General features: G+C 50.4%; 16 protein-coding genes and 1 riboswitch. Of the genes, 15 read left to right on the top strand and 1 reads right to left on the bottom strand.

The features are described 5' to 3' along the window. The first annotated feature begins 63 nt into the window (after positions 1-63). From V7Z69_RS02810 to V7Z69_RS02795, 4 genes are all read left to right on the top strand, one after another. The gene (locus V7Z69_RS02810) at positions 64-1,248 is read left to right on the top strand and encodes a DNA recombination protein RmuC (RefSeq protein WP_334138421.1); all 1,185 of its coding nucleotides are present in this window, start codon (positions 64-66) and stop codon (positions 1,246-1,248) included. Then, positions 1,245-3,152 carry an HD domain-containing phosphohydrolase gene (locus tag V7Z69_RS02805; RefSeq protein WP_334138419.1) on the top strand — a complete coding sequence of 636 codons (1,908 nt, stop codon included), beginning with the start codon at positions 1,245-1,247 and terminating at the stop codon, positions 3,150-3,152. Before V7Z69_RS02810 ends, V7Z69_RS02805 begins: the two co-directional genes overlap by 4 nt. Before the next feature lie 109 nt (positions 3,153-3,261). Then, positions 3,262-4,395, top strand: a complete 1,134-nt coding sequence (locus tag V7Z69_RS02800) for a baeRF3 domain-containing protein (protein ID WP_014162236.1) — start codon at positions 3,262-3,264, stop codon at positions 4,393-4,395. Positions 4,396-4,502: 107 nt separating this feature from the next. Continuing rightward, positions 4,503-4,679: riboswitch (cobalamin riboswitch) on the top strand. A 90-nt stretch (positions 4,680-4,769) separates the two neighbouring features. Further along, on the top strand, positions 4,770-6,575 hold the full coding sequence (locus V7Z69_RS02795; protein ID WP_334138418.1) for a TonB-dependent receptor plug domain-containing protein: 1,806 nt from the start codon (positions 4,770-4,772) through the stop codon (positions 6,573-6,575). A 268-nt stretch (positions 6,576-6,843) separates the two neighbouring features. Here V7Z69_RS02795 and V7Z69_RS02790 read toward each other — a convergent pair whose 3' ends face one another. Beyond that, positions 6,844-8,736: a YgiQ family radical SAM protein gene (locus V7Z69_RS02790; RefSeq protein WP_334138417.1), complete on the bottom strand. Its 1,893-nt coding sequence runs from the start codon at positions 8,734-8,736 to the stop codon at positions 6,844-6,846. Between the two features lie 103 nt (positions 8,737-8,839). Here V7Z69_RS02790 and V7Z69_RS02785 point away from each other — a divergent pair, with 103 nt between their 5' ends. From V7Z69_RS02785 to fliJ, 11 genes are all read left to right on the top strand, one after another. Then, positions 8,840-9,286, top strand: a complete 447-nt coding sequence (locus V7Z69_RS02785) for a flagellar hook assembly protein FlgD (protein WP_148256291.1) — start codon at positions 8,840-8,842, stop codon at positions 9,284-9,286. Between the two features lie 96 nt (positions 9,287-9,382). Continuing rightward, positions 9,383-11,311 (top strand): flagellar hook protein FlgE, encoded by a 1,929-nt coding sequence (locus V7Z69_RS02780; protein WP_334138415.1) that lies wholly within the window; start codon positions 9,383-9,385, stop codon positions 11,309-11,311. An 11-nt stretch (positions 11,312-11,322) separates the two neighbouring features. Continuing rightward, entirely contained in the window at positions 11,323-14,247 is a 2,925-nt protein-coding gene (flgL, locus tag V7Z69_RS02775) for a flagellar hook-associated protein FlgL (protein WP_334138413.1), read from the top strand. A gap of 8 nt (positions 14,248-14,255) precedes the next feature. Continuing rightward, entirely contained in the window at positions 14,256-15,437 is a 1,182-nt protein-coding gene (gene flhB / locus V7Z69_RS02770) for a flagellar biosynthesis protein FlhB (RefSeq protein WP_334138412.1), read from the top strand. 134 nt (positions 15,438-15,571) lie between these two features. Next, positions 15,572-16,378, top strand: coding sequence for a sigma-70 family RNA polymerase sigma factor (locus tag V7Z69_RS02765; protein ID WP_334138410.1), 807 nt, complete (start codon positions 15,572-15,574; stop codon positions 16,376-16,378). Positions 16,379-16,414: 36 nt separating this feature from the next. Then, a complete protein-coding gene (gene fliE, locus V7Z69_RS02760) occupies positions 16,415-16,732 on the top strand; it encodes a flagellar hook-basal body complex protein FliE (RefSeq protein ID WP_014162244.1) in 318 nt (105 codons plus the stop codon). Between the two features lie 32 nt (positions 16,733-16,764). Beyond that, the gene (gene fliF, locus V7Z69_RS02755; RefSeq protein WP_334138409.1) at positions 16,765-18,306 is read left to right on the top strand and encodes a flagellar basal-body MS-ring/collar protein FliF; all 1,542 of its coding nucleotides are present in this window, start codon (positions 16,765-16,767) and stop codon (positions 18,304-18,306) included. Then, complete coding sequence (fliG, locus tag V7Z69_RS02750; RefSeq protein WP_334138407.1) at positions 18,306-19,301, top strand: flagellar motor switch protein FliG; 996 nt, start codon at positions 18,306-18,308, stop codon at positions 19,299-19,301. The genes fliF and fliG overlap by 1 nt, the downstream gene beginning before the upstream one ends. After that, on the top strand, positions 19,291-20,139 hold the full coding sequence (locus tag V7Z69_RS02745; RefSeq protein ID WP_334138406.1) for a FliH/SctL family protein: 849 nt from the start codon (positions 19,291-19,293) through the stop codon (positions 20,137-20,139). The genes fliG and V7Z69_RS02745 overlap by 11 nt, the downstream gene beginning before the upstream one ends. Beyond that, positions 20,129-21,472: a flagellar protein export ATPase FliI gene (fliI, locus tag V7Z69_RS02740; RefSeq protein ID WP_014162248.1), complete on the top strand. Its 1,344-nt coding sequence runs from the start codon at positions 20,129-20,131 to the stop codon at positions 21,470-21,472. The genes V7Z69_RS02745 and fliI overlap by 11 nt, the downstream gene beginning before the upstream one ends. Next, positions 21,472-21,915, top strand: coding sequence for a flagellar export protein FliJ (fliJ, locus tag V7Z69_RS02735; protein WP_334138404.1), 444 nt, complete (start codon positions 21,472-21,474; stop codon positions 21,913-21,915). Before fliI ends, fliJ begins: the two co-directional genes overlap by 1 nt. The last annotated feature ends 5 nt before the right edge of the window (positions 21,916-21,920 follow it).

The following is a 21,920-nucleotide window of genomic DNA, read 5'->3' as shown; positions in this document are numbered from 1 at the left end:
ATATTTCATTTATTTTATAAATAAAAGCTGCTGGGGGAGATTCACGAATTGACCAATTCTGGCATGGTTTACGTTTTGATATTTGTGTTCATAGCGGGTTTTTTGCTGGGAGTAATAGTGTCTTCTTTCATGAGGTTCTTTCATGGCAGGGCGGCACGGGAGCTGGCAGAAAACCAGATGGAGATGGCCATGTCCCGTCTGAAGGAGGCTTTCGGTGAGCTTTCCGTTCAGGCTCTGAGCCGTTCCACTGATGAGTTTTTGAAGCTCGCTCGCTCGAGGTTTGAAGCAGAAAGACAGGCGACCTCACAGGAGCTCGAAGGTAAAAAGGCCCTTATAGATCAGAAACTGGAAGAGATGGCATCAAAGCTGGAGAACGTGTCCAGGCTTATAAAGGAATTGGAAAAGGATAGGGAGAAGAAATTTGGGGAGCTTGCAGGAAAGCTTTCCGAGTTCAGCATCCAGACGGCGGAGTTGGTCCGAACCGCCGGGAGCCTAAAGGAAGTTTTGGCAAGCTCCAAGGCGAGAGGGCAGTGGGGGGAGAGGATGGCCGAGGACATATTGCAGGCTGTAGGGCTAGTCGAAGGTATAAATTACAAGAAACAGAGCCAGACGGCCAATGGCACGAGGCCAGATTTTTCGTTCCTTCTTCCTCGGGGCCTAGTGCTCAATATGGACGTCAAATTTCCTTTCGACAACTATGTAAGATATATGGAGTCCCCTTCGGAGCAGGAAAAAGATTCTTACGCTAAGGCCTTCATAAGGGACGTCCGAAACAGGATAAAGGAAGTAGCTTCCAGGGAGTACATAGATCCAGAGCAAGGGACCGTGGACTATGCGCTACTTTTCATCCCTAATGAGCAGGTTTTTTCATTCATCCAAGAAAATGAACCTGCGCTTTTGGATGAGGCCCTTTCAAGGAAAGTAATATTCTGCTCCCCCACTACACTCTTTGCTGTTTTGGCCGTAGTGAGACAGGCCGTGGAAAACTTTGCCCTACAGCAGGCATCCAAGGAGATTCTGGCCCTTTTCGGCAGGTTCAAAGCCGAGTGGGAAAAGTTCCTTGATAGGATGGATAAATTGGGCAAGAGGATCAAATCCCTTCAGGACGAGTACGACTCCCTGGTCAATTCAAGGCGCAAAGGTTTGGAACGAGTGCTTGATAAAATAGACCAAGAGAGAGCAATGCAGGCTTTGGTGAAGGAAGGAGCAAACAAAAGTCTAGAGGAAGAGGAAGGAGCCGAGGCATGAAGAAAAGATGTTTGTGGATATGTCTTTTGTGTTTGTTTGCGTGTTTTTTCCTTCCTGTCAGGTCCAGTGCCGAAGAATTGATAAGGGTAGGAGTATATGAGTATTACCCCCTTATCTTTACTGAAGATGACAAGGTCAAAGGACTGTACGCCGATGTCCTGGAGCATATAGCCAAAAAGGAAGGTTACACTTTGCAATACGTCAAAGGAACCTTCAATGAGGGATTGAAGCGCCTCGAAAGAGGAGAAATAGATGTTATGACAGCCATTGTTTTCTCTCCTGAGAGGGAAAGACTTTACGATTTCAGCACGGAGGCGGTGTTCACCGATTGGGGGGTGCTTTACAAGCGAAAGGGCCTGAACGTAGATTCCATATTGGACGTTGAAGATTTGACGGTTGCGGTGGAAAAAAGCGACATATACGGTGAATATTTTAAAAAACTCCTAGGGGATTTTGGCATCAGGTGCAGGTTCATGGAGGTACCTTCAGGGGAAGAGGTATTCGAAGCCATATTGAGGGGGCAAGCGGCCTGTGGGGTCGTCAGTAGAATATTTGGGTATTTCAATGAGCATAAATACCCGGTGGTGGCCACCAACGTCATATTCCACCCCTCAGAGTGGCGTTTTGCCTTTCCAAAGGGTAGGCAGAACGTTCTCAAGCAGGTCATAGATTTCAATTTGAAGCAGATGAAAAACGACCCCAACTCGGTGCTACAGGCTTCCATTAGAAAATGGCTGGAACTTAATGGGGGCGCTGGTTCCTATCCTGATTGGATAGTTGCTGGGATCATCATATTGGCGATGGCTTTGGTGCTGAGCCTTATGGGCGGCTATGGTGCCTTTAAGAAAAGCATAAGCCAGGGCAAGGAGCTTTTGTCCAGCAAGAAGGAGATCCTGAGGGAGAAGGCCTTCTTTGAGGGGCTTTTCGACTCCATTCCAGATGCAGTAGCTCTTCAGGATCCCACCACTATGAGGATACAGCGGGTCAATAGTTCCTTCGCCAAGGTCTTTGGTTATTCCGGGGAGGAAGCAGAGGGTAGGACTTTGAGGGAGCTGGTGGTGCCCGAGGACCGCATGCATGAGGCAGAACATCACATGAAATCGGCTTTAGAGGGTAAAAGCATAGAGCGCGTCACGGTAAGGAGGAAAAAGAGTGGAGAGATCTTCCACGTTCTGTTCAATCAAGTCCCGCTCTTTTCCGATGGAAAGATGGAGGCGATACTCAATTCTTACACCGACGTGGAAGCCTTGGCGGAGATGGCCCGCAAATACAAAACGGCAAGGGACCTTGCCAAGGAGGAGCTGGGACGGGTTGAGAAGCTTTGGGAAGACACCATTGGAATTTTAGCTCAGACGGTGGAGATGAAGGACCCCTATACTTATGATCACCAAAGAAGGGTGTCCTTTCTTTCAGAGGCCTTAGCCAGGAAATTGGGTCTTTCAGAAGAGCGCATCAGGCTTGTCAAACTTGCAGGGTTGGTGCACGACATAGGGAAGGTGGCAGTGCCGGCGGAGATCTTGAACAAGCCCGGCAGGTTGAGCGACGTGGAGATGGAGATTGTCCGCACCCATCCCCAGAAAGGGTATGAGCTATTGCGCAAGCTTACCCACAGGCCAGTTCTTGCGGAAGTAGTCTATGCCCACCACGAGAGATTGGACGGTTCTGGCTACCCCAGAGGGCTTTCAGGCGAGGATATCCCCATTGAGGCCCGAATATTGGCCGTTGCGGACGTAGTGGAGGCCATGGTCTCCCACAGACCCTTCAGGTCGGCTTTGACTCTTGAGGAGGCGTTGGAGGAGATCAAAGCAGGAAAGGGAATTTTGTACGACCACAAGGTAGTGGAAGCCTGTGTGGAGCTTTTCGAACGGGAAAGTTTTTCCTTTGAGGATGCCCCATTGTCTTGATAGATTAGTGTTATAATTAGAGAAAGTAAAGGAGGCTGATTCCCCGTCCCTTTTCATTGGGGAATTGCCTCAAAGAGCAGAACAGCAAAGGAAAGGGAGGCGAAAAGTCATGAGGTTGTTGACCCGAAGCGAGCTGATAGCGTTATCGGAACACCAGAAGGCCCCCAGCGTTTCCATCTACATGCCCACGCCCCTTCCCGCAGAGCCCCGAAAGAGCCAGATAGCTTTCAAGAGTGTCCTTGGGGAAGTGCAGGACGAACTTTTGGGTCGGGGACTCAAGGAGCAGGAAGTGGAGGATCTTTTGGAACCTGCTAAGAAACTGCTTTCGAACTCCATGTTCTGGGAAAACCAAAGCAAGGCCCTTGCAGTGTTTTTGTCCGAGGGGTACGAGAGGATCTACAGGATACCCTTGGAGGTCCCCAAGCTTGCGGTGGTTTCCCGGGGATTTCACATAAAGCCCCTTTTGCCTCTTGTAGGCGGTGGGGATGACTTTTACGTTCTGTGCCTCAGCAAGAAGAAAATAAGATTGATCCAGTGCACCAAAGAGGACTTCAGAAACGTCGACTTGGAGAACGTTCCCCAGAGCATATCCGAGGCCCTTCAGTACGAGCCCCTGGAGAAACAGGGTCAGATCGGCTCAGCCCCGGGCCGGCAGGGACTCTTTCATGGCCACGGTGCAGGAGACGAGGACTTCAAGGAAAACCTCAAAACCTTCTTGCGAATGGTGGACAAGGGAATACGGGAGCTTCTAAAGGACGAGACGGCGCCTCTGGTTCCAGCAGGAGTTGCCTACGTGGTCTCCCTGTACAAGGAGGTTGCGTCCTATCCCCACGTGACCGAGGAGTTCGTGGAGGGAAGCCCGGACAATTTGACGGCTGAGGAACTCTTCCAGAGGGCAAAGGCCATAGTGGAACCTATCTTCAAGAAAGAGGAAATGGAGGCAAAGGAGAAGTTCGAGGCCCTTTTGGGGACAGGCAAGGCCTCTTCCATGCTCGAGGAAGTACTGCCGGCGGCCTTTTCAGGCAGGGTGGAGGTACTCTTTGTGCCTTTGGGGGTCCAGGTGTGGGGCAAATGGAAAAAAGCCACACACGAAATGGAGCTTACCTCCAGGGAGGATCCTGAGGCAAGGGATCTTTTGGACCTTGCAGCGGTGGAGACCTTGAGGAGCAGGGGCAAGGTGTACGTGGTAAGTCCCGAGGAGGTGCCAGGAGGCAAGGATGTGGCGGCCATCTTCAGGTATTGATCCAAGGATTGGCATGGATGAATAGATAGAACCAATGTTGAGGGGAGCATCGAAGCTCCCCTTGTTCTTTGCTGAGGGCTTGACTTTGGAGGGTTTTGGCTATATTTTATGTGGGCAAAACGAAAGATTAGCGGAAGGGAAATCGGGAAGCCGGTGAGAATCCGGCACAGCCCCGCTACGGTGAGGGTGACGAAGGGTGCATAGAGCCACTGGCAAGTTTGCTGGGAAGGCGCACCTGGAGGAAGACCCCAAGTCCGGATACCGATCCCTTCAGCTGGAAGTTTCTTCCCGCGAGGGCCAGGGAGGAGACGGATTTTTTGGCCCTTATGGGCCTTTTTTTGTGGCCCCAAACTTCGTAGGAGAGGTGGTTTTATATGAAGTTGGGAAGGCTTTTTTCAGGTTTTTTGGCCATTGCGGTCATGGTGGTAGGGCTTTGGGCGGGAGCTTCCTTCGCTCAGGAAGCTTTGACCCTTGAGCCCGAGGTAGTTACCGGCTCCAGGGTTTATCAGTCCTTGGAGGAGGTTCCTGCTGCCACGTACGTGGTTACCTCGGAGGACATAGAGCGAAGCGGAGCCACCGAGCTGGGAGAGCTTTTAAGCTCCACGGTCCCGGGAATTTATATATCTTCCCGCAACGGCAGTACTCAAGAGGACAACATAAAGCTCAGGGGCCTTGTGACTGAGGTTTTGATTTTGGTTGATGGAGTGCCCTACTATAAGGCCAGTCATGGGGCAGGGGCTGCGGCATACGACCTGCGCTCCATTCCCTTGGAGGACATAGAGCGTATCGAGGTGGTCAAGGGGGCTGGTTCCGCTTTATACGGCTCCATGGCTGCAGCGGGTGTGATAAACATAATAACCAAAAAACCTTTGGGCGAAGGGGTAAAGATCACGGGAGGCGCTGGAACCAACGACTGGCGAGAGGGCTCCTTCAGCGGTTGGACCAGCGAGGGGGATTTTTCCGCCAGGATATGGTACGGCCATTCAGAGGAAGGAGAGTCACGCCTGTCCTGGAATGGTACGGTTATAAACAAGAATCTTGATTACGACCAGGACTCAGGGGGTTTGACGTTGAAAAGTGGCCCATTCACCTTCTCAGGAGTATGGGGCAAATATACCTCCCGCTGGACCTATAATGGGGATGAAAATCAACAAAAGAATGATTATTCAAGGTTTTATGTTAAATGGGAAGGGGAAACTGCCAGGGCAATACTTTACAGGCATGAGGAAGAAAAAGACTACAAAGATCCGGAGGGCAGAAGTTTTTACGACGACGAAGCATGGGGGGCTGAGTTTTCCAAAAACACCTCTTGGAAAGATGCCTTGGTCTCCTGGGGGGCCTCCTTTAGAGATGAAAAGCTTTCTGGGTATACAGAAGGAAAGAGGAAAAACTACGCTCCCTTTATTGAGATTTCAAGGCCTGTTGGGGACTTTATCCTCAATGCGGGATTGCGCTACGAGATATGGGACCAAGATAACGCAAAAGACTACAATGAGCTGAACCCTAAACTCTCCCTGTCTTACCAGACGATGAACGGTAATCTTTGGTACCTATCTGCGGGAAGGTTCTTTGCCATGCCAAGTTTTTACGAGATAGCAGGTGATGGTGCATGGGTCCTTCCCAATCCCGACTTGAAGCCGGAGAAGGGTTACAGCTATGAGCTGGGCGTCAAGGGGAAGGATGAGGATGGCCCCTGGGGCGCTAACATGTTTTATATGGACATGGAAGACAAGATTGTTTGGTCAAGCGACAGAAAAGAATACGATAACGTCGATAAGTACCGGGCTTGGGGATTGGAGCTCTCCAGGCGTTGGAAGATATCCTCCCTTTGGGATCTGGAGCTTGGCGCTACGTGGATGAGGGCAGAGGAAAAGAAAAACAATCAATGGAAGAGGGCCCGTACCCCCGAATGGGACGTGGACGCTTCCTTCATATACACCAACGGCCCCCTGTCCGGCCAGGTGGTACTTCACTACCTGGGCAACAGAAACGAAGGACAAGGTGTCGAATCCAATGTTACGACGGTGGATGCCTCCTTGGAGTACAAGGGAAAGCCTTACACCATCAGGCTTTCGGCCTACAACATCTTCGACGAGGATTACTGGGCCAGCGAGTCATGGGGAACCTATTACTACGGGCCAGAAAGAAGAGCGTATCTTACGCTGGAATACCAGTTTTAGGTGCTTAAGGCTGGTATAGCCGACGAGGAGAGAGGACCAGGACGCCCAAGTGTGCAGAACAAAGGATAATTGTTTGAAAATTGAGACATTGTAGAGAATTTTACACTTAAGTGTTGACAATTTGAAAAAAATCAATATACTAACCATCTGGAAGCGCAAGGCCGCCGCAACCTTTGCTTCCTGCACCTTTACTCCTTTAATAGATATATTTTTAGAGAGAACGGAAGCCCCGGGAAACTGGGGCTTCCGTTTTTGTATAGGCAGGTCGTTATCTTTTCTTTTTTCTCTTTTTCTCGTCTAGGTTTTTATTCTTAGGGTGGGTTTTATGCTTTGTTGGGCCTTTTTTGTGCTTTTCTTCATCCCTTGTGTCCTCTCGGATAAGGCATTTCTTGCCCCTTCCAATTAGGTCCCTTCTTCCTGCCTTCAATAGGGCCTCCTTTACAAGTTTGTAGTTTTTTGGGTTTCTCCACTGAAGCAGAGCTCGCTGCATGGCCTTTTCCTTGGCAGTTTTGGCCACGAAGATCTTTTCGCCCGTGTATGGGTTTATCTCCGAGTAGTACATGCACGTAGAAAGGGTGCCTGGGGTAGGGATGAAGTCCTGCACCTGCTCAGGGTGGTAACGGATGTCCCTTAGAAACTCCGCAAGCTCTATGGCGTCCTCCAGGGTGCTTCCCGGGTGGCTCGATATCAGGTAGGGCACCAGAAACTGTTTCTTTCCCAAGGAGCGGTTGACCTCCTCGTAGAGCTTCTTGAACTCTAAAAACACCTCCTTTGGGGGCTTTCGCATGAGGTTCAAGACTCGGGCCGAAACGTGTTCCGGGGCCACCTTTAGCTGGCCGCTTACGTGGTGTTCGCAGAGTTCCTCAAGGAAGGAGCGGTTGTTCTCCGCCATTATGTAGTCGTAACGTATGCCCGACCTTACAAAGACCTTTTTCACTCCGGGAATGGAGCGCACCTTTCGTAGAAGCTTCATGTAATTATCGTTTGACTTTCGAAGTTTTGGGCAGCAGGAAGGCCACGTACACTGGCGGTTTTTGCAGGAAGATCCCTTGTCCTGAATCTTGCAGGCTCTTTCGTGAAAGTTGGCGGTGGGGCCCCCTACGTCGTGGATGTAGCCCTTGAAACCCTCCATTCGGGTCAAAAGCTCTGCTTCCTTGAGGATGGATCTATCGCTTCTTTTTTGAATTATCCTGCCTTGGTGGGCGGATAGGGCGCAGAAGGAGCAGCTGCCGAAACACCCCCTATGAGCGGTTATGCTGAACTGAACCTCCTCGAGGGCTGGAACGCCTCCCAAAGGATCGTAGCTTGGATGGGCTTTTCTCGTGTAGGGCAGTTCGTATATCTCGTCAAGTTCCTCTTCCGATAGAGGAAATTGCGGAGGGTTCTGAACCAGGTACCGGTCACCAACCCTTTGGACTATGGGCCTTCCGGTCAAGGGGTCAAGCTCCGGTTCCGTCAGTAGATAAGCCCTGGCAAAGGCCTTTTTATCCTGCTGGATCTCCTCCCAAGAGGGAATCTCCACGAAGCTTTCGAGGTCCTTTAAATCCTTAAAGATGTAACATGTGCCTCTTACGTCCCTGATCTCTGCAATGGGGATACCTTTTTGAAGTTTTTGCGCTATCTGGACTATGGTTTTTTCTCCCATCCCCCAGACGAGAAGGTCCGCCTTGCTGTCCATGAGTATGGGCTTTCTCAGTTTGTCCGACCAGTAGTCGTAGTGGACGAACCTCCTCAAGCTGGCCTCTATGCCTCCTATTATTATGGGGACGTCCTTCCACAGTTTCCTTGCCATGTTGCAGTAGACTATGGTTGCCCTGTCGGGCCTTTTCCCCCCTTCTCCTCCGGGGGAATACCGGTCCTTTTTTCGTTTTTTCTTCGCAGCAGTGTAGTTGGAGAGCATGCTGTCCAGGTTCCCTGCGGAGACCAGCACACCCAGGGAGGGCTTCCCCATGAGGGCGATGGAGTCTGGGTTCTTCCAGTCTGGCTGGGCAACGATCCCAACCCTAAAGCCTCTGGATTCCAAGACCCTGGTTATTATGGCGTGGGCGAAGCTCGGGTGGTCCACGTAGGCGTCCCCGGTTATGAAAAGAAAGTCCAGCTCATCCCAGCCCCTTTGACGCATTTCCTCCCGGTTCGTTGGTATCATTTGATACTTTGCCATTATGTCATTCCGTCCTTTTATTAATATATGGACGATTATAATGTACAAATCTATTTGTGGTTAAGAGCTATTCAAGATCGTGCAGTGTAAGCCGATAACAAATATGAATAAGGCTCTAAAGGGAGTGATGGCCTTGGTGAACAGTGTAAATTCTGCAGGAGACGTTAGTACAGTGCAGGACAGCGCTACGAGAAGGGCTTCGGTAAACAGCACTTTCGATAGAGAGGCCTTTCTAAAGATACTGGTGACTCAACTGGCGAACCAGGATCCCCTGGAGCCACTGGATCAGTCGGAGTTCATCTCTCAGATGGCCCAGTTTGCCAGCGTGGAACAAATAGCCAACATAAAGGAAGAGCTTGAGGGACTCAGTCAGTTTTTTAGGTTCTCTGCATCGTCTTTGGTGGGAGAGAAGATTACTTACGCAGATGTGGAAACCGGTGAAGAAAAGGAAGGGACAGTGGCATCGGTTATCTTCGACTCCGACGAGGTAAGCCTAAAGCTTCAAGAAGGGGTCGAGGTTCCCATTGAAAGGCTGTTGTCCATAGGTTAGTTTCGTTGTTCCTTTTGTTTTGAATAAATGGTCGCAAGGGAAGGCGGCCCTTTTGAGCATGGATGCCCGCAGACGTTCGTAAGGAGGAGGTTAAAGATGCTAAGGTCTTTGATGTCAGGGGTCAGTGGGGTTAAGGGCCACCAGACCATGCTTGATGTAGTTGGCGATAATATATCCAACGCCAACACCACGGGGTTCAAGAAGTCCGATGTGAACTTTCAGGAGCTCATGAGCCAAACGGAGAGGACTGCCACGGCGCCCAGCGCGGAGAAAGGGGGCACTAATCCCACTCAGGTGGGGTTGGGCGTGACCGTTGGGAGCATAGTGGTGGATCATACCCAGGGGAACATAAACTACACGGGCAGCAAGAGCGATATGGCCATAGAAGGTGATGGGTTCTTTGTTGTAAAGGATGGTTCCACCAACCTTTACACCAGGGCTGGCAACTTCGTGTTGGATGGAAGTGGCGACCTGGTCCAGAGCGGAACGGGTTACAAGCTTCAGGGTTTCACTATGGCCGACGACCCCCTAAATCCTGGGGAGAAGGTAGTGGGGACCGACCTGGTGGATATAAACATTCCTGTGGGGCAAAAACTACCTGCAAAGGCCACCACCACTGCGGGGTTCAGATGTAACCTCGATTCCAGGGTTGATACTGTATTGCCCATGGGCTTAAGTAGCAACGATCTGGTTCTGACCGGTGTGATAGGAAGCGAGGAATACACCAGCATAACCTTTTCAGAGGGGACTACGGTAAACGACTTTCTTAAGGTGACCTTCAAAAAACAAGACGGCACCACTGTGTCCGTTGATATGACCCTTTCGGGGGTAAACCCCTCCACAGCCCTCCCTGCTTTGGCAGATAATACCACGGTGGACCTTGACGGGGATGGAACCAACGATACTGTGAGCTTCGATTCCACCACCGGGGACCTGTTGGTCAAAAGCGGTGCCACTGGGGGGCTTCTTTGGACTGGCAAGCTTGGTGCTGCATTGGATTACCAGGTTTTTGGGTTGGACGATGGCTCTGGCAGCACATTGTACTATTTGGCGGAGTTCACTGACCTGCCTGATGGAGGCAGGAGGCTTACCGTGTGGGGCGACGATGGAACGGGGACCATGGCGGTAAGCTCCGTGGACTTGGAGAGCAAGGACGATGGATCCTTTTACGTGCCCTCGGGTACCACGATAAGCGTAGGTGGGCAAAATCTGGACGTGGAGGCCACCACTTCCGGCATGGGTGTTTCCCTGGTGCAATCGGGCAGCGTGGTGGATACTTTCAACCTCCAGACGTCCAGCATCCACTCCACCAAGTTCGATATATACGATACTCAGGGCAACGCCCACACCGTGGAGACAAGCTGGGAGAAGGTGGACAACAACCTGTGGCGTTGGAGGGTTTGGCTACCTGACGAACCAGGGGTAGGCTTGAGCAGTAATACGGGGCTCGTAGAGTTTTCCCCCGACGGATTAATCGAGAGGGTCATAGACGAAACAGGGGCCGAATCCAGCACGGTAACCTTCAACTTCGCCTCCCTTGGAGCGGAGGATTCTAGCGTGGTCTTTGATTTCACGGGAAAAGCTCTGGGTAAGGACCCGATAGATGCCGTCACTCAGTTTGGTTCGAGCTTCACAACAAAGGAGTATTATCAAGATGGATACAAGATGGGTGTCCTCAAGGACTATTCAGTAGGAGCAGATGGGATCATAAGGGGTGTTTACGACAACGGCCAAACGGAGGAGCTTTATACCGTTGCATTAGCATTGTTCTCCAACCCAAGTGGATTGGAGAAGGTTGGGGGTGGGTCCTTCAGGAGCACCGCTAACTCTGGAGAGGCCCAGATACTTAAGCCTATGGAAGGCGGTGCCGGAAGCATTGCTGGGGGCAGCTTGGAGGCTTCCAACGTGGATTTGACTGCGGAGTTCGTGAATCTAATCAAGGCCCAAAGAGGTTTTCAAGCCTCAGCCAGGGTCATAACCACCAGCGATCAGATTCTGGAGGAGCTTATGAACATAAAGAGATAGGAGTGGTTTGATTGAAACGAGTCTCCCATTCCATGATATCCAGCCTGTTTCTGAGGGATATGCACAATAGCCTGAAGCGGTTGGTGGAGGCCGAAAAGAGGATGTCCACGCAGAAAATGTACTCCAGGCCTTCGGACAACCCTTCGGAAGTGGCAAGGGGAATGAAGGTTGGATCTTTGATATCTCAGAGGGAGCAGTTCGTGAGGAACCTGGATGATGCAGTTACATGGCTTGAAAGCACCGAATCTGCTTTGGGTCAGGCAACGGATCTGGTGTCATCCATGAGGGAGAAAGCCATTTATGCAGGCGACGGTGCTTTGAGCGAGGTGGATCGCCTTGGAATAGCCAAGGATATTCTTGCCATGAGGGACGAGCTGATTCAGGTGGCCAACGCCAACATCCAGGGCAGATACCTCTTTTCTGGCTATGAAACCGATAGGCCAGCTTTTGTAAAGGACGACACAGGCAAGGTTGTGTATCAAGGAGACTCGGGCAGGATATCCTTCGAAATAGAGCAGGGAATAGAGGGTACGGTCTCTTTGAACGGAAGGGATGTGTTCCCCCTCAGCTTCGTGAGGAGAAAGATAACGAGTGTTGAGGTTCCTGTTGATTTTGCTTGGGAGGGTTCCTCCGAGAGGCTTGCTATAACGGTGGGGGACAAAACTGCGGAGGTTTTTTTGCCTAAGAGATGGAATGATACCGACAGCGACAGCCTAGCAGACCTAACCGATTACGATGGCTTCGTTGAGCCTGGCGAAAACGTCAAAGGGTACACGCTGGACGAGATCGCTTCGGCCATAAATGAGAGCGAGGGAGCTAAAAAATTAGTTTACGCCAGTGTTGAGAAGGACTATTTGACAGGGACTCAACGGCTGGTTATTGAGAGTCTCTCTGGAGAGCCCTTGAGGGTTACCTCTGTTCCGTGGAGCGATAACGACCCTAGGGGGCAAATCCTTACCTCGAACATTGTAGGAGCCCCTTGGACGGCCTCGCAGCCAGGTTCCATTGATGTCATAGCGTCCGATGGAACCCGCTACAATGTGCCTGTGGCTAGTGGTGCTACATTGCAGGATGTGGCCCATGCCTTGATGAACGTCCCAGGCATTTGGGCGGGGGTCAGAGATGATGGATCCATCACCCTCGCTGCAGAGGAAGGGGGATCTTTTTCCGTAGAGGCCTCGGGAAGTGCCGTAGAGCTTTTTGGGACGGCCAGAATGTCCAGGGAGACAATTGACCCAAAGGATATAAATCGCATGAACTTGAGTTCCTTCCTTGGTTTGGAGACCTCAGTAAAATCTACTTTTTTCCCTGATGGGGCCGTGTTGGGCGACACTACCACGGACAAAATGGACATGGTTATCTCCGCAGGGGATAAAAATTTGAGGCTTTTGGTCCAGGACGATTCCGATCTCACCTTGGAGGAGCTTGCAGACAGGATAAAGGCATCGGCGGGAGATTGGCTTGAGGTCATCATCCAGAGCGACGCGACTCAAAAGAATGTTACTGACAGTTCTGCTCAGGATCTAGAGGGAGGTACGGAACGCTTGGTCCTTTATGCCAAGGACGGAAGTCCCGTCAACATATATGATAAAGAGGGCAACTGGAGCCAAAGGCTTGGACTGAGCACCGCTAACCACTCGGTGGACCTTACAAGTGTGGAATTTCCTCCCCTGGGAGGTAGTGAGGTGCCAGTAAGGGTGGGGGTTCAGATAGGGGACGACCTCTATGAGGTTAAACTTCACAAAGATGACGTGGTGGGTTCCGACGGCCTTCATATAGATCCTCGTTTGTTCGCCCAGGAGGTTCAAAGGCAAGTAGGTTCAGGGAAGATGGGTTTTGACCTTATAGATGGTGATAAGGGGGTAGCCTTTTACAGCCTTACTGGGGAACCCATGAGAATCTATGATTTGCCTTATGCGGATCCTGCCTTGAACGGCATCACTTCTGGTATCGCTGCTTCGGCGGGACTGCAAACGGGTATAGTGGGTGAGTGGGTTTCTGACAGCGCCACAGCTGGGGTCGAGGGTAGCTTTGTGATAAAGACCGAAGGAAGAAGCCTAGAGGTGTCTGTGGGGCCTTCGGAGACCCTGCTGGATGTGGCGTACAAACTCAAGGACATGGCTGGAAGTTGGCTGAACGTAGGGGTCACGTCTGATGGGGCGGGAAACGTAAGGTTATCCCTTTCAGCAATGGATGGTGCCCCCGTTAGCGTTTATGACAATTCAGGCTCTCCTGCCAGGACTTTTTTGGGCATTAGCACCGACGTGAGGCTTTCTGCTGGTGCTTGGTCTGGGGGAGGAGTCCTCTCTGTAGCCGTAGATGGTTATGGGGATGTCGTGGATCTTCGTGGAGCAAGCTCTTTGCATGATGTTTCAGCGTTGGTCAATGCGCGGTTCGGCAATGGCGACATCCGAGCGGAGGTCGTGGACAACGGAGGAGTGGAGGAGTTGGTGTTTTATTCTCCGACGGGCAAGGTCTTTGATGTTACTCCTGCTGCTGGGATGAATGCTATTACTGCTACTACCTCTCCTAGAAGGGGCACTAGTGTTGGGCCCTATAATCAGGGAATGGTCAAAAGAACCGCTGCAAACCAACAGGAGGGGGATCTTTTTGCCCTGCTGGATGACCTTGCCAAGGCAGTGGAAAGGGGGGCCATCGACGCTGTGTCCGACTCTTTGCTTCCCAAGTTGGACGAGGCGATGGATGATCTTTTGAGAGCTAGAGCATTGGGAGGTGCCCTTCAAAGGCGGTATGAGACGGCAAAGGCCAGAATAGAGACCGATAACATATCCTTTACTGCACAGTACAGCAACATCATGGACGTGGACGTAGCGGAGGCGGCCATGGAGTTCCAGACCTCCCAAATGGTTTATCAGGCTACCTTGGCGACCATCGCTAAAGTGATACAGCCTACATTGGTGGATTACTTGTCATAGACGTAAAGATGAGGAAGGAAAGGTTCTTGGATTTCGAGGAAAAAGGTGGCACCTCCAGGGGGGATTTTCCCCTTCATGCAGGAGGTGCCCTTTTCTTTGACCTTCAGCTATTCTCCCAAGAAAAGACGGAGGAAGCGACCCCTAGGAAGAAGAAGAAAGAAAGAGAAGAAGGCCATGTTGCCCAGAGCAAGGACCTTACCTCTGCTTTTGGCATTTTAGGCGGTATGGTTACCTTGTTTGCTCTTTCTAAATTGTTTTGGAAGGCCTTCAAGGCGTACCTTGTTTGGGTGTTTCAGTGGGCCTCTGTAGCAGTTTGGGATGAGGGTGAATGGGCGAAGGTTACATTCAGCAAGAGTGGTGCTTTTTTCTTGAAGGTTTGGTTCCCTGTTGCTCTTGTTTGTAGCATCATATTGGTCTTTGTGCTATCACGACAGGTGGGCTTTGCGGTGACGTTCAAACCCCTTGTTCCTTCTTTTGAGCGATTCAGCCTGGTAAGGGGCCTTAAAAGAATGTTCTCTTTGCGATCCCTCGTCGAGGCCATAAAAGGAATCATAAAGGCTGCTATACTTTTTGGAGTTTTGTATTTTGGACTACGAAAGGAGATTCCTGTTATAAGGCAAATATCCTATGGGGGGGTGTATTTGGCAGCAGGTCAGGTCTTCATGATAATCTTTCGCCTCATAGTGAGGCTGGGGGTGGCCCTTCTGGTTTTGGGCGTGTTCGACCTAGGTTACCAGAAATGGGAGTTTGCCAGGTCAATAAGGATGACCAAGCAGGAAGTCAAAGAGGAGTTCAAGCAGACAGAGGGAGATCCTTTCACGAAGCAGAGGATACGGCGAAGGCAATCGGAGATAGCAAGGCAGAGGATGATAAGCCAAGTGCCCCAGGCCGATGTGGTCCTTACGAACCCCACCCATTTGGCGGTGGCACTGAAATATGATCGCGCTACCATGAACGCTCCCAAGGTGGTTGCCAAGGGGGCCGGCTACATAGCGCTAAGAATAAGGGAGATAGCGGAGAATGCCAACGTGCCCATCGTGGAGGACAAGCCCTTGGCGAGGACCCTTTACAGGAATGTGGATGTAGGGGAGGAGATACCAGAAAGTCTTTATGTGGCCATCGCGGAAGTGTTGGCTTACGTGTATTCCCTCAAAAAAGAAAGGCAAGAAAAAGCGTATCACCCCGCCTGATTTTTGTTGTTTATTCGCTCCAAGGCAATTATACTTACTTTCTAACTTGCAAAATTTATAGTTTTATTTATAATAACATTTATAATATTATAAATAAAACTATAAACGTGCCGTATGGCCTTGGGGGCGGGAGCATGCCTAAGAGAGTACAAAAGCTTATGGATGCTGGAGTGTCTACGGGCGAGTTGTGGCTCAGTTATAAGGAAGCGCAAAGTCAAAGCAATGCAGAGCAGGATCTATTGCGGGAGAAACTCTTCAAAAAATTTCAGTATTTGGTTTATTTCGTGGTGAAGAAAATGCCCCTTACCCCACCAAGAGGTTTAGACTACGAGGATTTGATCAGCTTTGGCAACATAGGGCTCTTGGACGCCATAGACAGGTACGACCCCTCTCTTGGATATGCCTTTCAGACCTATGCGGTTTCCAGAATAAGAGGCACCATTCTTGATGAGATAAGGAAATTTGACTGGTTCTCCAGGACGGGCAGGGAGAAGGTTCAGGCCTTGGAGCGCGCTGCGGAGCAACAGTTTCAGGAAGAAGGCAAGGTAACCAATGAAGGGCTAATGAAAAGGCTCAACGTGACCGAAGAACAACTAGATGAGATGCTCAAAATATCTCAGCGATCCTACATAGGTTATCTGGACGAGGAGCTTGTACTGGAGGACTCTGAGGTAGACCGGTGTGACATAATAGCCGGCGAAGAAGATTCCCCTCAGGAAGTGGTCGAGAGAAACGAGGAAATAGCTAAGCTTTACGAAGCTTTGGACCAACTTTCTGATAGGGAGCGAATGCTTATAAAGATGTACTATTTCGAGTTCAAAACCTTTAGGGAGATAGCCCGAGAGCTCGGGGTATCTGAATCTCGGGTATCCCAGCTACATAAACGCATTTTGGAAAAACTGGAACAAAAACTTTATTCTGTAATGTACGTTGAGGGCTAAAACGCGAAAAATCTTTACTTATAGGAGGGGTGCTCCTTGAGTTCCATTGTGGACTTGAGAGCCTTATCGGCAGCGTACGGCATAAATGGAAAGCCTCTTGTCTCAGTGGCAAATAAGCCCGAAGAGAAAAAGGCCCAATCCTTCGATCAAGTATTGAGCAAGGGGTTTCAGAAAGTAAGTGAGCTTCAAGGTAAGGCGGAAAAAGCGATGATGGCCATGGCCACAGGGGATGTAAACGATATCTCCGAGGTGGCTGCCGCTGTCTCTGAGGCGGATGTGGCCCTTAGGTTTGCGGTGATGATAAGGGATAAGCTTCTTGATGGGTACGCCCAATTAATAAGAATGTCCGTGTGATTTAAAGTCTTATTTGACTGGCAGGTAGGGGTATGGAGTCTATAAAAGCTCTTTTTTCCAAGTTTAATGCCCTTTGGAGCTCCTGGAGCAAGAGACAGAAGGTGGTCGTGGCTGCTACGGTCGCGGGCACCCTGCTTGTTTTGGTGGGGTTAGTGATTTTTTCGGGACGGGCAAGGTACGCACCTCTTTTTTCTGATCTTCAGATGGAGGATACGGCTGCTATAGTCAGTGTCCTCAAGGAGAAAAACGTTCCCTTCAGGATTGATCCTTCTGCTTCTGCTGTTTTGGTTCCAGAAGACAGGGTTTATGAGCTTCGCTTGGAGATGGCTTCCTTAGGATTGCCCAATAGGGGCACGGTTGGTTTTGAGCTGTTTGACAACTCAAAGATGGGCATGACCGATTTTCAGCAGCAAGTGGCTTACGTGAGGGCTCTGGAGGGAGAACTGTCTCGTACCATCAGCGAGATAGAGGTGGTTCGTTTCGCCAAGGTCAACCTGGTCTTGCCAAAGCAGAGGCTGTTCCTGAAGGAGCAAGAGGAGGCCACGGCCTCCGTTTTGATTGGTTTGCGTCCCGGTAGGGAGATAAGCCAGGACCAGGTCAGGGCCATAATGAAGTTGGTGGCTTCCAGCGTGGAGGGACTTTCTCCCGAGAATGTGTCGGTGGTGGACACATCGGGCAGGTTGCTTTCGGGCTTTGCAGAGGGAGGAGAGTTCTTTTTGAGCACTGGAAGCAGCGTCACTTCCCTGCAGCGGGAGCTTGAAAGAAGGCAGGAGCATGACCTGGAGCGCAAGGTCCAAAACATGCTTTCCGCCATATACGGGCCAGGTAACGCTGTGGTTCGAGTCAGAGTGGAGCTGGACTTCAGTCGGGTTAGCAGGTCCTCCAAGCAGTTTTTGCCTCAGGGGAACGGTAAAGGTGTAGTAAGAAGTACTCAAGTGACGGAGGAAAACTACAGCGGTACGGCTGCCCAATCCCAAGGAGTGGGAACCTCCTCCAACATTCCTGGCTATTCCGTCAGGACCTCTGGGGCGGGTTCAGGTGAGTACAGTAAGACCGACCAGGTGACCAACTACGAGATCTCTACGCTGCAGCAGAACGAGGAACGTCCTCCAGGAACAGTGAAAAGAATTACTGCTTCGGTCGTAATAAACGGATCAGAGCAGGAAAGTCCCAAGGAGGAGCTTTACCGCTCCATTGCTTCGGCCCTGGGGGTAGATGAGAATCGGGGAGATCAACTGACGGTGACCTTTATTCCCTTTGCCTCCCCTGACCAATTTTACGCTCAGGTGGGCGACCTTGAGCGGAAAGAAGGTTTTTCCCTTGCGAATCCAGTGGTTCTAATCGGCGGAATTGTCGGATTGGGAGCCGTGGGTTTGGGCCTTTTCATGTTGCTCAAAAGGCGTAGGACTAAGGAAGAAGAAGCCGTTCAAGAGGCAGCCAAAGCAGAGGAAGTGGAACTTCTTCATCATCCTAAAACAGAGCTTGAGATCTTGGAGGAGCAGATATCTTTGTACTCCGAGTCCTATCCTGAGGAGGTTGCTTCCATCATTAAAAAGTGGCTGGAGGAGTCTTGATGGAATTAAGAGGTAGGAAAAAGGCGGCAATATTGCTCATCCTTTTGGGGCCTGAAAGGGCAGCCCAAATATATAGACATCTGGACGAGGCTTCCATAGAGTTTCTGACCCTTGAGATAGCTTCGGTTAGAAAGATAACTTCAGAGGAGCGGCGAGCGGTTTTGAAGGAAGTCCAGGAGCTGATTATGGCCAAGGAGTTTTTGGGGAAGGGTGGCGTCTCCTACGCTAGGGAACTTCTGGAGCAGGCTTTGGGAAAGGAGAAGGCAGAGGACTTGTTGAAGAGGCTTACCTCTAGTTTGCAGAGCAAGCCCTTCGATTTCTTGAGGACCTCAGATCCAGTGCAGCTTTTCTCCTTCTTGCAGGGAGAACACCCCCAGACTATAGCCCTCATATTGGCCTATTTGCCCCCAGACAAGGCCGCAGCCATAATTTCTGGGCTCCCCGGTGAGCTTCAGGCGGACGTTGCCTTCCGCATAGCAAAGATGGACAGCGTTTCTCCGGAGGTACTAAAAGAGGCAGAGAAGGTCATGGAGCGTAAGTTCAGCGCCGTTGTGGGAGCCGATTTCTCCAGGGCAGGGGGTATAGACTCCATAGTGGCCATAATAAATAAGGCTGGAAGGAAGACGGAAAAGCAGATACTTGAGATATTGGATGAAAAGGACCCTGAAATGGCCGAGGAGATCCGCAAGAAGCTGTTCACCTTCGAGGACATCGTGAAGATAGATGATAAATCACTGCAGAAGGTGGTGCGGGACGTGGATACCAAGGATCTGGCCATGGCTTTGAAGGGCGTGAGCGACGATCTGAGAGAGAAGTTCTACAGGAACATGTCCAGCAGAGCAGTGGAGATGCTCAAAGAGGAAATGGAATACATGGGGCCTGTGCGCTTGCGGGATGTTGAGGAGGCCCAGCAGAAGATTGTCAACATAATCAGAAAGCTTGAAGAGGCTGGAGAGATCGTGATAGCAGGAAGTGGTGAGGACATTGTCACATAGTGAACCCAAGGGAAAAGTCATAAAAAACCTTCCCCTGGACGAAAGAGCGGTTACCATTCCTGCGTCAGAGCCCTTTCGTCTTGAGGGGGGAAGGCAGATAGATCCATATCTTTTAGTTGCTGCAGAAAAGCAGGAGCTTCAAAAAAGAGTAGCGGAGCTTTTGGATAGGGAGAGGAAGCTCAAGGAGGAGCTGGAAAGCCTGAGAGCCAAATTTGTGGAGGAGCAGAAAAAGACGGAGGCGGAGCTTAGAGAGGCAAAGGAAAAGTTGGAGAAAGAAGCAATGGAGGCAAAGGAAGAAGAAAAGAAGAAAGGCTTTGAGGAAGGATACAAAGATGGATTGAAGAAGGCCTACGAGGAAGTGGAAAAAAGAGTTAAGGAGGAGTACAAGCAAAGGTTCCAGAACGTGGAAAAACAGCTGGTAAAAGCAGTAGAAACTCTGCAGAAAAACCTTGATGAGGAAATAGAAAGGTGTTCTCCCATCATGGTGGAGATCTGGAAGGCTCTTTTGCAGAGGCTTCTCAGAAAGGAAATAGACCTAGATGAGCAGCTTGTCCTCAGGGTATTCAAGGAGATAATGGCTAAAGTAAGCGACAGGCGCCGAGTTAGACTGTTTGTCAATCCCCAGGATAAGGATCTCTTCCTAAAAAAGAGCGAGGAAATGGCCGAAATCAAAAGAGTGATAGAGGAATTCGAGCTGATTGGGGATGCAACCATAGAAAAGGGAAGTTGTATGGTGGAGACTAACCTTGGCGTTTATGATGCTAGGTGGAAAACCCAGCTTGAAGCTATAGAAAGGGAAATACAAAGCCTGATGGGGGAATCCCTTCATGTGCCCTAGGCCCTTTGTGCTTTTCAGCTCTCTGAATGAAAGGCTAAAGGACGTTGAGCTTGTTTCTGTAAACGGTAAGGTTACAAACGTTACGGGCATTATTGTGGAGTCCATAGGTCCAGACGTTCAGCTGGGAGATGTTTGCGAGATTCGCTTCAGAAAACCCAACCAACAGCCTCTTAAATGTGAGGTGGTGGGGTTCAGGGAGGAAAGGATCCTTCTAATGCCTTTGGGGGATCTGGGCAAGATAGGCCCTGGGTGCAGCGTATCAGCCACGGGAAGGCCGATGGGTGTTCCTGTGGGGGGAGGGTTGTTGGGGAGGGTGTTGAATGGATTGGGGGAACCCCTTGACGATAAGGGTCCAATAAACTGCACTGAGTACTATCCATTGCAAAATGATCCCCCCCATCCACTGAAGAGGAAACCCGTAAAAGATGTCCTCTCCGTTGGGATACGGGCCATAGATGGTCTTTTGACCATGGGCAGAGGTCAGAGGATAGGCATCTTTTCTGGTTCGGGGGTTGGTAAGAGCACTATATTGGGAATGATGGCCCGCTACACGGAAGCCGATGTAAACGTGATCGTCTTGGTCGGCGAGAGGGGTAGGGAGGTCCAGGAATTCTTGAACCGGGACCTGAAGGAGGAAGGCATGAGACGTTCGGTTGTGGTAGTTGCCACGTCGGACCAACCTCCTTTGGTCAGACTCAAAGCAGCATTGACAGGTACGGCGATAGCCGAGTACTTCAGAGACAGGGGCAAGAGCGTACTGCTCATGATGGATTCGATCACCAGGGTGGCCATGGCTCAGAGGGATGTGGGATTGGCTGTGGGAGAGCCCCCTGTAACCAGAGGTTATACTCCCTCGGTCTTTACCTTTTTGCCTCGCCTATTGGAGAGGGCAGGGTGCAGCGCTTCGGGTAGCATAACAGGAATATACACGGTCTTGGTGGAAGGAGACGACTTTAATGAGCCCATTGCGGATGCTGTAAGAGGGATACTAGACGGGCACATCGTTCTTTCAAGGGACCTGGCAGTGAAAAATCACTATCCTGCCATTGACGTTCTGCACAGCATAAGCCGACTTATGAAGGATATCACTTCCACCGAGCAGCAGGAGGCGGCTAGATCCCTTAGAGAAAATCTCTCCCTATATCAAGAAGCGGAGGAATTGATCAACTTAGGAGCTTACAAGAAGGGAAGCAATCCCCGATTGGATTTTGCGGTAGAGAACAAGGACAAGTTCGACAAGTTTTTGAGGCAGGGGATAGATGAGCGCTCCACCTTTGAAGAAACTCTCAAGTTATTGTACGCACTGCCTGCATGGGGAGATGATGAAAGTTGATGAAAAAACTCAAAAAAGCTGAAAAGGTCAAAAACCTTAAGGAGAAGGTTAAGGAACTAGCCTATGTTAAGTTTGTGGAGGTTCAAGATCGCTACAGTTACGTGATCTCTCAAATGGAGGAGCTATCATCACAAAAAGAGCATATGGAAAAAAGTTTCGTTGACAAGTGTCAAAATGGTACCTTTTACCCTGACGAGATATGGGGAATAAGGGTGGAAATATCTAGAATGGAGCAGGAGCTTGAAGAGATAGAAAAACGCAGAAAAGCATTGGAAGCAGAACTCGAAAACCTAAAGGAAGAGCTGATGAAAAAGAACACAGATTTGAGGATGGCGGAGGTTTTGGTTGAAAAAAGGAAAAAGGCCTTGAAGGAAGCCAGTTTGAAGGCCGAACAGAAGGAGATAGATGAAAGGGCTACTCTCATGTTCGTGAGAGCTACATAGTTTGG

Source organism: Thermovirga lienii, assembly GCF_036847465.1.
GTDB classification, from domain to species: domain Bacteria; phylum Synergistota; class Synergistia; order Synergistales; family Thermovirgaceae; genus Thermovirga; species Thermovirga lienii.
Note: the sequence above shows the minus strand (reverse complement) of the source record. Positions and strands in the feature narration are given on the sequence as shown.

Coding starts and splice junctions, on each gene's coding strand:
- V7Z69_RS02810 (WP_334138421.1), top strand. CDS start 64: ATGGTTTACGTTTTGATATTTGTGTTCATAGCGGGTTTTTTGCTGGGA.
- V7Z69_RS02805 (WP_334138419.1), top strand. CDS start 1,245: ATGAAGAAAAGATGTTTGTGGATATGTCTTTTGTGTTTGTTTGCGTGT.
- V7Z69_RS02800 (WP_014162236.1), top strand. CDS start 3,262: ATGAGGTTGTTGACCCGAAGCGAGCTGATAGCGTTATCGGAACACCAG.
- V7Z69_RS02795 (WP_334138418.1), top strand. CDS start 4,770: ATGAAGTTGGGAAGGCTTTTTTCAGGTTTTTTGGCCATTGCGGTCATG.
- V7Z69_RS02790 (WP_334138417.1), bottom strand. CDS start 8,736: ATGGCAAAGTATCAAATGATACCAACGAACCGGGAGGAAATGCGTCAA.
- V7Z69_RS02785 (WP_148256291.1), top strand. CDS start 8,840: ATGAATAAGGCTCTAAAGGGAGTGATGGCCTTGGTGAACAGTGTAAAT.
- V7Z69_RS02780 (WP_334138415.1), top strand. CDS start 9,383: ATGCTAAGGTCTTTGATGTCAGGGGTCAGTGGGGTTAAGGGCCACCAG.
- flhB (WP_334138412.1), top strand. CDS start 14,256: ATGAGGAAGGAAAGGTTCTTGGATTTCGAGGAAAAAGGTGGCACCTCC.
- V7Z69_RS02765 (WP_334138410.1), top strand. CDS start 15,572: ATGCCTAAGAGAGTACAAAAGCTTATGGATGCTGGAGTGTCTACGGGC.
- fliF (WP_334138409.1), top strand. CDS start 16,765: ATGGAGTCTATAAAAGCTCTTTTTTCCAAGTTTAATGCCCTTTGGAGC.
- fliG (WP_334138407.1), top strand. CDS start 18,306: ATGGAATTAAGAGGTAGGAAAAAGGCGGCAATATTGCTCATCCTTTTG.
- fliI (WP_014162248.1), top strand. CDS start 20,129: ATGTGCCCTAGGCCCTTTGTGCTTTTCAGCTCTCTGAATGAAAGGCTA.
- fliJ (WP_334138404.1), top strand. CDS start 21,472: ATGAAAAAACTCAAAAAAGCTGAAAAGGTCAAAAACCTTAAGGAGAAG.